Origin of the sequence: Enterococcus larvae, from assembly GCF_017830045.1 — a bacterium.
GTDB lineage: Bacteria > Bacillota > Bacilli > Lactobacillales > Enterococcaceae > Enterococcus_L > Enterococcus_L larvae.
The window spans coordinates 206,797-219,531 of record NZ_JAEDXU010000007.1; the positions used below are offsets into that span (position 1 = coordinate 206,797).

Annotated in this window: 10 protein-coding genes; 7 read left to right on the top strand and 3 right to left on the bottom strand. The window is 42.9% G+C overall.

Annotated features, from left to right (window positions below; all coding sequences use genetic code 11):
* The first annotated feature begins 360 nt into the window (after positions 1-360).
* The 6 genes from I6N96_RS13970 to I6N96_RS13995 all read left to right on the top strand — a co-directional run bounded on the left by I6N96_RS13970 (position 361) and on the right by I6N96_RS13995 (position 8,616).
* Positions 361-3,954 carry a TrmO family methyltransferase domain-containing protein gene (locus I6N96_RS13970; protein WP_209558166.1) on the top strand — a complete coding sequence of 1,198 codons (3,594 nt, stop codon included), beginning with the start codon at positions 361-363 and terminating at the stop codon, positions 3,952-3,954.
* 232 nt (positions 3,955-4,186) lie between these two features.
* Complete coding sequence (locus tag I6N96_RS13975; protein WP_209558167.1) at positions 4,187-5,077, top strand: LysR family transcriptional regulator; 891 nt, start codon at positions 4,187-4,189, stop codon at positions 5,075-5,077.
* 251 nt (positions 5,078-5,328) lie between these two features.
* Positions 5,329-6,102 (top strand): carboxymuconolactone decarboxylase family protein, encoded by a 774-nt coding sequence (locus tag I6N96_RS13980; protein ID WP_209558168.1) that lies wholly within the window; start codon positions 5,329-5,331, stop codon positions 6,100-6,102.
* Positions 6,103-6,939, top strand: coding sequence for an SDR family oxidoreductase (locus I6N96_RS13985; protein WP_209558169.1), 837 nt, complete (start codon positions 6,103-6,105; stop codon positions 6,937-6,939).
* A gap of 27 nt (positions 6,940-6,966) precedes the next feature.
* Positions 6,967-7,947 carry an aldo/keto reductase gene (locus tag I6N96_RS13990; RefSeq protein WP_209558170.1) on the top strand — a complete coding sequence of 327 codons (981 nt, stop codon included), beginning with the start codon at positions 6,967-6,969 and terminating at the stop codon, positions 7,945-7,947.
* A 30-nt stretch (positions 7,948-7,977) separates the two neighbouring features.
* Positions 7,978-8,616: an NAD(P)H-binding protein gene (locus I6N96_RS13995; protein WP_209558171.1), complete on the top strand. Its 639-nt coding sequence runs from the start codon at positions 7,978-7,980 to the stop codon at positions 8,614-8,616.
* Between the two features lie 135 nt (positions 8,617-8,751).
* On the opposite strand, the gene I6N96_RS14000 is transcribed toward I6N96_RS13995, so the two are convergent.
* On the bottom strand, positions 8,752-9,546 hold the full coding sequence (locus I6N96_RS14000; protein WP_209558172.1) for a hypothetical protein: 795 nt from the start codon (positions 9,544-9,546) through the stop codon (positions 8,752-8,754).
* Positions 9,547-9,708: 162 nt separating this feature from the next.
* Between I6N96_RS14000 and I6N96_RS14005 the strand changes: the two genes are divergently transcribed.
* A complete protein-coding gene (locus I6N96_RS14005; RefSeq protein WP_209558173.1) occupies positions 9,709-10,476 on the top strand; it encodes a hypothetical protein in 768 nt (255 codons plus the stop codon).
* Positions 10,477-10,717: 241 nt separating this feature from the next.
* Here the strand turns inward: I6N96_RS14005 and I6N96_RS14010 are convergent, their stop codons facing one another.
* Positions 10,718-12,022 carry a sensor histidine kinase gene (locus tag I6N96_RS14010; RefSeq protein ID WP_245186978.1) on the bottom strand — a complete coding sequence of 435 codons (1,305 nt, stop codon included), beginning with the start codon at positions 12,020-12,022 and terminating at the stop codon, positions 10,718-10,720.
* 3 nt (positions 12,023-12,025) lie between these two features.
* Positions 12,026-12,706, bottom strand: a complete 681-nt coding sequence (locus I6N96_RS14015) for a response regulator transcription factor (RefSeq protein WP_209558174.1) — start codon at positions 12,704-12,706, stop codon at positions 12,026-12,028.
* Positions 12,707-12,735 lie beyond the last annotated feature (29 nt).

Genomic DNA, 12,735 nt, shown 5'->3' on the forward strand with positions numbered 1-12,735 from the left:
GTGGTTAAAGGAAATTCATCTGACATATATCAAAAATATATAAAGAGAAGAGGTTGGACCAAAAGCAGGAGGTTCTGAGAATTAAGTAGGATTTCAAAGACTGGACTCTTTAGATGGGAGCGTTCGATGAAATCGGAGCGAAGTGCAGAGTAGCTTTTGTTTCGCCGTCTATTCGTATTTAGAGTGTAGGATGATTTTCGTTTTGATTATTGTCCCGCACTTTTTTTGTTTATCAAAATTGACTTGCTTTAGTGTTTGGAAATGAAAATCAGGGTTGACCCTCACATGATGTGAGGCTTTATCATGGAGGAACACCGCTGGATTTCTCATGGAGAATCAGTAAATTCAAGGAGGTTTTCAATGAGTACACATAAATTGATTGCTATTGGTACTGTGCACAGGCGAGGAAATCGTCTGGTTATTGAACTAAAGGAGGAACGATTGATTGCTGCGCTGAAGCATCTCTCCTTATTCAGTCATGGCACGCTGATTTTTAGTGATGGAACTGGAAATTTACTGGTACGTGTGGCCAAACTGGAAGAAGTTGACGAAAAAAAAGGTCAGATCAGTCTAGCTGTTGACTGCGGTTTGTTGGAAGGCAACGTGCTCTATGACATCAAACCTTATATGCCCTGTGAAGACCGGATTGCTGTAGCTGATAGTGATGACAGGGAAGATGAATATTCAGATAAGGCTAAGGAAGCTGGCGGCTTTGATCAGCTTGATCTTTCCAGTGCAGGAACGATCAGAAAAAAACAAAATCGCTATTTTCTTTATCCTGAAGATTTTGAAGGCTTTGTATCTGTGAGTAAAGAGAGTAAGTATCTCAAGGTTTTATGGTGGTTTTCCCGTTTTGACAAGAAGGAGTATCGACGAATTGTACAAGGTGAGCCTCCTTATGAACAGGCGCCACGCAGTGGTATATTTGCTACGCGTTCCCCTGTGCGTCCCAATCCAATTGCCTTAACAGTTGTACAAATCATTTCTATCAATCAGGAGGAGCAATCGATTGAAGTGGCGGGACTGGATTGTTTTGATAAAACACCGTTGGTTGGTATCAGACCCTACATACCGTCAATCGATAAGGTAAACGATTCTTCTGTTCCCTCTTGGTTGGCTCATTGGCCGAATCACAAGGATATGGCATTGCCGATAACGGACGGTGAAATCATTTTAGATGATCGTGAGACCGAGTTGCTGGATGCTTATTTACAGTTGGAGAGCCTGGAAACACCTTTGCTGGACTTTGATGAGCAGGAAATCAAAAAAAGAGATAAGAAGGCGATTGCGGTTTATGGTGCAAGACAAAATAATCTGAAGAATGTGCATGCTGTGCTACCGAAAGAAAAGATAGTTGCTGTAGCCGGGGTCAGCGGTAGTGGGAAATCCAGCTTCGCTTTTGATACATTATATGCAGAAAGTCGTCTGCGTCTTTCTGAAACGATGGACAGTCTGGAAAAGCCGGAGGTTGATACGATTACAGGATTGCCGCCAGCTGTAGCGATTGCTCAACGATCTATTGGACGCAATCCACGATCGACAGTGGGGACATTTACTGGTATTCAGGATCGCTTACGGTTGTTGTATGCTGCAATTGGACATCGGCATTGTCCGAAATGCGGCAAAGCGGTGCGTCCTAAAAGCCGAGATGAGCTGGTTGAAATCGTGAATCATTTAGCTTTAGAGCACAAGTTGAAGTTCCTTTCTTATAAAGATATGAAGATCATTTCGCTGGCGGAGCAAGCACAGAAAATAGTGTGGGAAACATATGTGGATCAGGCTTTGGATGCTGGAAAAGGTGCATTCTATCTAGTGATAGATGACAACGAACCGATCTTGTTGCAAACGCGGGAGATGTGCTACCATTGTGAAACGATTCTATTTGAGATGTCACCAGCCGTTTTCAGCTTCAACAATCCGGAGAGCATGTGCGGCGCATGTAATGGTTTAGGGAAAACGGTCGATATCGATCCGGCATTAGTTGTGGCACATCCGGAAGTATCCCTATTGGATGGTGCGTCTGATTACTGGGGAGATGTTCGCTCTTTCAGGAAAAAACCAACGGCGAACTGGATGCGCGGCGAGCTTCTCGCTCTCGCGGATAAAATGGAGATAGACCTTGAACAGCCTTGGACTCAGCTTCCAGAAGAATTTCGCCAAATTGCTCTATATGGAAGTGGTGAAATGGAGGTTTCCTGGAGTTATGTGCATCCGAAAAATGGGCGCAGCGGTACAATCACTCGAGTGGTTGAAGGAGCAATTCCTGTGCTGAACAGACTGCTGAAAAAAGGCGGCAGTACAGCGGAGCAAATCACAGCTTCCTATATGCAGGCGGTGGCATGTCCTGTTTGTCAGGGGGAACGGCTTGCACGAGAGGGACGAATGGTCACTGTGGCAGGGCTTCGCTACCCGAAAATTACCGCAATGACCGTAACAGACGTACTTCATTGGGTGGAGTCATTGCCTGAGGCTTTGACGTTTCATGAGCAAGAGCTTAGTAGTGCCTTGCTAAAAGATATCCATCAAAAGACAGTCTACTTGAAAGAGGTGGGGCTTGCCTATCTTACATTAGACCGGACGATCCCGACACTTTCAGGGGGAGAGCTGCAACGGCTGAAGTTAGTTGCTCAAATGGGGATAGGGCTATCCGGTTTGCTGTATGTGATGGACGAACCGACGGCAGGACTGCATCCAAGGAATTATTCAAACATCCTGCATTCATTGCACAGACTGAAAGAGGAAGGCAATACGATACTGGTTGTAGAGCATGAGGAGACCGTTCTACAGACGGCAGACTGGCTGCTTGAATTTGGTCCAGGTGCAGGACAACATGGTGGAGAGCTTATCTGGCAAGGCGATCCGAAACTGCTTCAGGCTGGGGAAACTCAAACAGCACAGTACTTGACTGGGAGAAAGAGCATCCTGATTGATCGACCGAAGCTGAGTGACGGAACCAAATGGATACAGGTGGAGAAGGCACAGGGAAATAATTTGAAGGAAATCAATGTTCAGTTTCCTAAAGGGTACATGACCTGCATTACTGGCGTCAGCGGCTCAGGGAAGAGCACATTGGCTGAAAAGGTACTTATTCCGGCTATAGAAGCACAGCTGAATAAGGAGCCTACACAACGTTATTGTCAGCAAATCATCGGAGCAGAAAATATTCAGCAAATCGTTTATGCTTCTCAAGCATCTATTGTTGGGAACAAGCGCTCGATTCTTGCAACATTTATCGGTTTGCTTGACGAGCTTCGTCCATTATTTGCAGCACTTCAACAGGCAAAAGAAGCGCAATTGAGTGCTTCGGCATTCAGCTTCAACAGTAAAGAAGGGCAATGTGATGCGTGTAAAGGTGAGGGGATTCAGACGATTGTTGTCCCATTTTCGGCGGATATAGCGGCGGTGTGCCCGCTTTGTCATGGCAAACGTTACAAAAACCATGTATTGGCTGTTCATTATGAGGGCAAGAATATTTTTGAGGTATTAGAATTGCAAGTAGAAGAAGCCCTGCTCTTTTTTGAGGGAAATAAAAAAATAACGGCAATCCTACAAACACTTTGTAGGGTTGGGCTTGGGTACCTCAAGCTCGGTCAAGGGATTCGTACTCTGTCAGGCGGAGAGTCGCAACGGATGAAGCTAGCGAGGGTTCTTTGTAAAAAGCCGTCAGAAAAGATGCTTTATGTGCTGGATGAACCGACCTCCGGACTACATTTTTCTGATATTCAAAATTTATTGGAGCTGTTTTCTGCATTGGCAGATGCCGGTCATACTGTACTTATCATTGAACACAATAAGCATGTCATTCGTAATGTAGACTGGATCATCGATCTGGGACCGGAAGGCGGCAATGCTGGCGGTAATCTCGTTGTTCAGGGAACTCCACAAACAGTCATGGCTTGCGACCATAGCTATACTGGAGCGTTTCTTAAAGGACAATTACAAAATGAGCAGTGAATGACTGAGCAGTTGAAATAAATTAGAGATTCAATAAACTGAAACAATAGCTAAAATAGCAAGAAAGGTACCTCGGAAAATTCGGGTGTGCCTTTTTGCTGTATACCGCAAATCTAAAAAGAAGTTTAAACGATTCTCGATACCATCAATGAGTAGAAGAAATGAACACTTATGGGTGATTAAATGATAAACTATGAGGAGAAGAATGAAATAAAAAGATGAGGTGAACGGCGTGCTGTTGAATCAAATGAAGTATTTTGTAGCTGTTGTTGAGCATAATAGTTTTACAGAAGCGGCGGCAGCTTCGTTTATTTCTCAATCGGCCATTTCTCAGCAAATCCAATCATTGGAAGAGGAACTGGGGGTCGAGCTGCTTCACCGCAAGCATCGAAGTTTTCAGATGACACCGGCGGGGGAGCATTTCTATCGGCAAAGTAAGCTTCTTTTAGCTGATATCACAAAGTTAAAAAGAGAGACGATCCAAATCGGTGAAAGTAAAGAGTCACAGTTGAAAATTGGTTATTTACGTGTGTATGGCGGATTGGAGCTGCATGAAGCGGTTGCAGTGTTTTCCGAGCGCTATCCGGAGATCTCCTTGAGTATCATCAACGGCACTCATGAGGAACTGTATCATGAACTGCGTCAGAAGAGTGTAGATATCGTATTAAGTGACCAACGTCGAGCGTTTTCAGAGGACTACATGAACGTGGAGCTGGTGCGATCTGAGATGTACGCAGAGTTATCAATAAGAAATCCTTTGAGTCGTCAAACAGAGCTTACATTGACAGAGCTGAAAGATATACCCTGTATTTTGATTGCGACAAAGGAACAACAGGCAATTGAGGAAGATTACTATAAACATACCTTGGGCTTCAGAGGGAACTTCTTGTTTGCTGAAAGTCTGGATGAAGGCAGGCTGTTAGTAGCTGGGAATAGAGGATTCTTACCAATCGAGAGTGTAGGGACCTTGCCTCAGCCTGTGGGAACGATCCGACGAATCCCTCTGGTAAAGGATCAGGCAGCGATCACAAGAAAATACTGTGCCTTTTGGCAGAAGAAGCGCAGTAATTACTATATCGAAGAATTTGCGGAGCTTCTAAAGGAATTGCTGATAAAAGAATAGCGTAACGGGCTGTGATAAGCATGAATGAGAGCAAGTAGTCTCATGATGGCTGTCACAGCTCTTTTTGTGAAGGAAATAGTCGCTGATAAAGAGAAACTGAACGGGTGTGTTCCTAGTGTTCAGCTGTAACATCATTCGTTTCTTCACATAAGTAAAACTTATGCAAACCATTATTAATGGAAATTGCTGTCAGTTGTCAAAGGAGTAAAATGAAGGTAATCATAAAACAAGTGAGAAGCGAGGACAAATCAATGAGTATGACAGATAAAGCGAAAGAGTATCACGACCGAATGTTTCCTGATTACCAATCAACTTTTCTTGCTACAGATCCTGAGTTTATTGAGTTATTTGATAATTTTACTTTTGATGAAGTGGTAAATAGTGATGATTTAGAAGACAAGACACGAATGCAGGCAATTTTAGCTGTTTTGATCGGTTGCCAGGGGATCGATGAATACCGAGCGATGCTGGGAGCAGCATTGAACTTTGATGTGACACCTGTAGAGGTAAAGGAAATCGTTTATCAGGCAGTTCCGTATTTAGGGATTGGTCGTGTATTTCCGTTTCTGAAAGTGACAAATGAGGTGTTGCAGGAGCAAGGTGTTTCTCTGCCGCTGACAAATCAAGGAACAACCATACGAGAGAATCGACTGGAAAAAGGGGAAGCAGTTCAGATAGAAATTTTTGGAGAAAGTATGAGAGGGTTTGCTCATTCCGGTCCGAAAGAGAGCCGTCATATCAATTATTGGCTGACAGATAATTGCTTCGGCGATTTTTATACAAGAACCGGTTTAGGGATTCAGCAAAGAGAGATGCTTACATTTTGCTATCTGGCGGCGCAAGGGGGATGTGAACCTCAGTTGACCGCACATGCAGCAGCAAATATGAAGATCGGCAATGACAAGAGATTTCTAATAAAGATTATCTCCCAGTGTCTTCCTTTTATTGGCTATCCGAGAAGCTTGAATGCACTACGTTGCCTGAATGAAGCCGCAGAGTCAATGAACAACAGAGGGGAGAAATGAATGATGCAAAAGACATGGTTGATTACTGGTGTAAGTAGTGGTTTTGGCTTAGAACTGACAAAGCAGTTGTTGGCAAAGGGCGATAGAGTTATTGGAACCGTTCGTAATGATGAACATGTACTGGCGTTGATGCAGCAATACCCGGAAACCTTTTTCCGATATTTTCTGGATATGACAGATACAGCAGCAATCAAGGCTTTAGTAGAAAACGTTTTTGCTTCTCTTGGCACAATTGATGTGGTCATTAGTAATGCCGGCTATGGATTGTTTGGTGCAGCCGAAGAAGTGAGTGATCAAGAAGTCATACAGATCATTGAGACTAATTTAGTTGGATCGATCCAACTGATCAGGGCAGTGATTCCATATTTTCGAAAACAAAAGCATGGACGCTTCATTCAGATTTCCTCTTATGGAGGGCAAGTGGCATTTCCGGGAAATTCGATGTATCATGCGACGAAATGGGGGATCGAAGGCTTTTGTGAATCTGCAGCACAGGAGCTGGCTCCTTTTAATATAGGGATGACGATCATAGAGCCAGGTGGAGCAAGAACAGAATTTCGTTACGGAAGTGCCAAGGTAGCGAAGCTGATGCCTGAATATAACGGCAATCCTGCCCATGCATTTTTACCGATGCTGGACGAGGCAAATGGAGCAGCACCGGGCGATCCAAAGAAAATGGCTGCTCAAATCATTGAAAGTGCGGAAATTGAACCAGCGCCTTTGCGGCTTGTATTAGGCTCGCAAGCGTTGGAAAGTACAATCAGTGTGCTGCAAACGCGAATTGCTGATTTTGACAAACAAAGAGAATCAGCTGCATCAACAGATTTTGTTGAGTAACTGAAAAAGAAATAGGGGGAATAAGTAATGGAGTATGTAAAATTGGGTCATACTGGAATGGACGTATCAAAGATTTGTCTGGGGACAATGGGCTTTGGCGATCCTAATAGCGGCTTCAATGAGTGGGCATTGGGGGAAAAAGAAAGTTTGCCAGTCATCAAAAAAGCTTTGGAGCTGGGCATTAATTTCTTTGATACAGCCAATATCTATTCATATGGAGCCAGCGAAAAAATTCTTGGGAAAGCATTGAATGACTATGCGAATCGTGATGAAATCGTTGTAGCAACCAAAGCCTACATGAAAATGAAGAAAGCGCCAAACAGTGGCGGACTTTCTCGTAAAGCCCTTTTTCATCAAATCGATCAGAGTTTGAAACGTTTGAATATGGATTATATTGATCTGTATATCATTCATCGTTGGGATTATCACACGCCAATCGAAGAGACCATGGAAGCTCTTCATGATATCGTGAAATCCGGTAAAGTTCGATACATTGGGGCCTCTGCTATGTATGCTTGGCAGTTTGCGAAGGCTCAGGCTGTTGCAGAAAAAAATGGTTGGACCAAATTTGTTTCCATGCAAAATCACTTGAACCTATTGTATAGAGAAGAAGAGCGGGAGATGCTGCCATTGTGTGAGGATCAGAGGATTGCGGTAACGCCTTACAGCCCATTAGCTGCTGGTCGTCTGACGCGTGATTGGGAGGCGGCAACCAAGCGGTTCTTAACAGATACTACTGCGAAATCGAAGTATGATACCACGGAGAAGCAAGATAAAGCGATTGTTCAGAGAGTCGCTGAAGTTGCTGCAAATCATGGCGTTTTACGGGCGCAAGTCGCACTGGCATGGCTGCTGCAAAAAGAAACGGTCGCTGCACCAATCATTGGTGCAACAAAGGAAAGTCATTTATTGGATGCACTTCCTGCCATTGAGTTAAGACTGAGTGCTGATGAGATTATTTATTTGGAGGAACCGTATATTCCCCATCGAGTAGTTGGTGCTATTTAGTTTGGAAATAATAGGGAAGAAGGGAAACGAATGAACATTCTTATTTTAGGAGCTGCCGGTCAAATCAGCCAAATGCTGATTGATAGACTTTTAGCAGAAACGAGCCATTCACTGGTTCTTTATGGTCGGAATATCAGTCGAAGAATCAAAATCAGTGAACCGCAAAGAGAAACAATTTTTGATGGTGATTTTAGTGAAAAAAATAAACTGATCTTAGCCATGACAGGTGTCGATGTTGTTTATTTAAATGATATGAACTCACCTGAAGTGACAGAAGAAATCATATTGACCATGAAGGAAGCAGGTGTTTCTTGGATCATTGGTGCAAATATTTTGGGCATCTATGATGAAGTGGCAGGGGCATTTGGTGAATGGAATAAACGAATGGTTGGAAATACCAGCACAGAACGTCATCGAAAAGCTGCGGATATTTTGGAAGGCTCCGGACTTGACTATGTTAATTTGCGATTGACATGGCTTTATGATCAAGAAGGCAATGAAAGCTATCAAGTTTCTCAAAAGGGAGAACCATTTATCGGTGCACAGATTTCTCGCCAAGCAGTTGTACGCTTGATCATGGGTATCTTAGCCGATAAAGAAAAGTACAAAAATACGAGCTTGGGAGTAAGCGAACCAGATACGAATTGGGGAAAGCCGTCTTTTTATTAAGGATAGAATCGTTTAAAGGATTATTTTGAATAGAAAAAAACAGCCTGCTTATCGTATGGAACGACTATCATATAATAAGCAGGCAGTTTTTCATTTTGTTTGATACAATAGGAAAGAGTTTACAGTTTTTTTCCATCAACGAATACGATAATGATTCGTGTTGACCTCTTTTAGCTGGACGGGGAATTTGGGTGACTCAAGAAGTCCCAGCCAGCGAGTCAAATCCTTAGGAGATACGTTTAATGAGGTCAGCAGCTCGTCGTTAGGAACAATTTCGCCTACTTCATATCGTTGGATCAGGCTAATCAAGTTTTTGAGTGCATTATCTGTTGAAGTAGATGGTGCCGGTGGCCCGATTGTATCGATTTTGAAGCCTGACTTTTTCAATCGTTCGATCAACTCTTGACTATCTTCTTCGTACAAGGGTAAGTCGGCCTTCGCAAAGGCTGCTAGACGTGTCAGAAATGCGGTGCTGCATTGCTTTTTCAGCCCGCGATTGATAAATAGATTGTAATACCGTTTAGGAAAACGAAGCTCTTTTTCGACACGAAGTAAAATCAGATCGACACCACGATCCAGCTGATGAATACCGGATTGAACTTGCTGGGCAATCTGAGGCGTTACACCCAAGTGCTGAGCAAAATGTGTGGAACCAAGCTGTAGTGTTTCACCGGTTTTTTCAGAAACCAAAGTAAACTGATATTTAAGTTCTCGACCACAACGGCAAAAAAGCTTCCCTTCTTCACCATGGGGGTAAAGAGGATTTTCTTTAAAGTCAACAAACAGCCATTCCTCATCCTTCAAGAAATTTTCAGTTAGAAAAATGGACTGCATTCGATATTTTTTGAATTGCTGCAGAGTTTCCTGCTGTAAAGGTGTCAGCTTCTGCCACAATTCCAGACGCTGTTCACGAGTCAAATCGATTGCCATAAGATACCTCCTCTTTCTTTGTAGGATAGCGCGAAAAATTTCAATTGTAAAGAAGCTATATGATCGTTTGAAAATAACTGGAGTGATCCCTACGATTTAACAAGCAAGAAATCACTGGGTATCTATCAAGATAAATTACATAAATAGGAGTACAAAACAGCTATGTCTTATAAACGAGTTAAGCTGGTCGGGGCTAATTGTCCGGACTGCCGTCGAAAATTAGATATTTTACTAGATGATGTAGGACAAGATACATTATGTCTTTGCTTTCGCTGCCGTTCTGTCTATACATTCGATGGGCAAAAACTGAATAAATTATCGATAAGTAGACAAGCAATAAAACCGGAAACCGTAGGGCTGGAAGATCTTGTTGCAGCTCTTCCGGAAAAAAATCAGTATAAAGGCAAAGGCAGTCAGCTTCGCCAAAACGACTGGGGCTTTCAACGAAGCTGGTTGAGTTTGGCCGAATATGAGCGCCAGTTTGGAGAGACGCTGGGTTACAATCAATGTGATCTGCGCCGAGAGTCGACAGTCTGTAAGTGGTGTGGCAAGGAGCTTCCGAAAGGGCGTCGTTCCTTTTGCAAGGATAGCTGTTCGCGAAACTATTCGCAGGCAACCTTTACAAAGCGACATATGGCAAGCTTACCATATCGAATCGCCTGTCGGGATCGCTTTTATTGTCAGGTCAGCGGGGAAGATTTGGCCCAGTATAATCGGCATGGTATACGAATACCTGCAAGTAACGGGGAACTGGCGATCCATCATCTGGTTTTTGTCTCGCAGAATGGAACAGATCATGAGCAGAACTTATTGACAGTCTCTGCTGAAATCCATAAAGCCTATCATTCAGGTGAGTCGCCGATTGTTGACATGGTCCATAAAATTCGAGAAGAACGCTTGAAGGACTACGCAGAAAAAATGCATTTTTGATACATGTATGGTTATGATGATTCATGAAACAAAGAGGTCGAGACAGAAGTGTTTAGCTACAAGCAGTAAGCCGGAATTCACGAAAATTGTTCCACAAATTTTTGTTGAATTCCGACTTACTGCCGTAGGAGCTGCTTCTGACTCGCCGTTTATTCCGATTTAAGGTATGGAAAAGAGTGGGAACAGATTTTGATGCTCACTCTGTTTTATTGCTTGAAATCCATTTGCTTCAAAATAAGCATTATATTTTTTTAGGCAGCTTGATTGTAAAAAGAGTATATGCTCCAGGCTGACTTTCTACTAAAATATCCCCTCTCAGCTGTTCAATGATCCCTTTGGCAATTGACAAGCCCAGGCCGTAGCTGTTTTCGCTATGTCTGGATTCATCTACTCGATAAAAGCGGTCAAACAGTTTTGGCAGATGCTCCGCTGTGATTCCTTCACCGGAGTTTTTGATGGTGATCGTGGCTCCCGTTTTTTCATATGAGAGCGTGAGGCTGACTTCACCATTTTTATCAGTATATTTAACTGCATTGTCCAGCAGGATCTCAATCAGTTTTTTCAGTAATACTGGCTCTGATTTTATGATCGCTGGAACGAACGCCGTTTCCAGAGAAATATTCTTCACAGAAAGCCGATATTCATAAGACGCCAAGACATCATGCAGCAGCGTATCGATTTCAACGTCTATGAATGTCAGCTCTGGATCGACAGTATCTACGCGTGCTTGGTATAGTAGGCTATTCACTAATTGCTCCATTCGTTTCGTCCCCTTAGAAATATAGTTTACCCACTTGATTTGATCCTCTATTTTATCTGTTTTATTGGCATAGAGAACTTCGGTATTTGTACGAATGATGCTTAAGGGTGTCTTCAATTCATGGGAAGCGTCGGTAATGAATTGCTGCTGCTTTTTCCATGCATTGGCAATCGGCTTCACCGCATAGTTGGAGAAAAAGACGGTCAAAAAGAAAAAGAACAGCAAGAGGATAACACCGACAATCAATAGTGTTCGACTTAGAGAAGTCAGTACATTTTTAGAATCAGTGATATCCAGAAAGCGAATTTGATACGTTGGATTTTGCTGGTTGATTTGCTGTTTTTGGTCTGTGATCAATGAGGCAACAGCGGGAGCCACGGAATATTGCCATTCTCTGCCGGCTAGTTCAACCGTTCCGCCATCTTGCGCTTTCCAAGCAAGACCTGCAGCTTTTTCATATTGCTTTTGCGACAGCTCGACAGTAGAATCGATCATGACTAGCTGTCCATCTTTATCCACCAGCATATTGAAATAAACACCTAAACCCGGTGAGATTCGGTTGAAGGTCAATTGTCCATCTTTTTGTGTCTCTTCACTGACTGTATCATCGAACTGCAGCTCACCATTAGTGATGTATAGCTCTTCTGTTCGATTCAACCGTTCTTCGTTTTCTGATTGAAGCCTTAATGAGGTCATCACATATACTGCAATCAAAGCTGTGGCCAATATGACTGTAATCAATCCCATGATCATGAGGATCAGTCGATTTCGAAACTTTTTTAACATAAATCACCTCGTTGAGAATTCTAATAGATAGCCCAGTCGTCGAATGACTTTTATTTGTGTGTGACTGTGTACCTGTTTTAATTTTTTTCGTAAAAGAGATATCTGTATCTCCACATGTTTATCTTCGGCATCTGAATCAAAGCCCCATAGCTTTTCAATGAAGCTTTCCTTTGTAGAAAGCTGCGGATGATTGATAACCAGCATCTCCAAGATACCAGCCTCTTTGTTTGTTAACTTGATTGAATATTCCTCGGTAGTAAGCATGCAGGTATAAGGATTTAGTGTAAAATCTCCGGCTGTAAGGAGTCCTTCGTTCTGGTATTCCTTTTTTCGTCTGCCTAAGGCACGTAAGCGGGCCAGCAGCTCTTCGTATTGAAATGGCTTGCACAGATAATCATCCGCACCGTTATTCAAGCCCTCGACACGATCCATCAATTCTCCTTTTGCTGTAAGCATCAATATCGGCGTATCGATTCCTTCAGTACGTGCTTGTTTTAATAAGGTAATTCCATCTTTTTTTGGCAGCATGATATCCAGTACAGCAATATCATAGATACCGGAAAGCAGACAATCCAAGCCCGTTTCTCCATCTTCAGCTATATCGACCGAATAACCATCTTTCTTCAACATTTGGGCTACGGCTTCTGCGAGCATTTGTTCGTCTTCAACTAAAAGAAGCTTCATTTAGTATATTCCCCTTTTAAATCATTTCT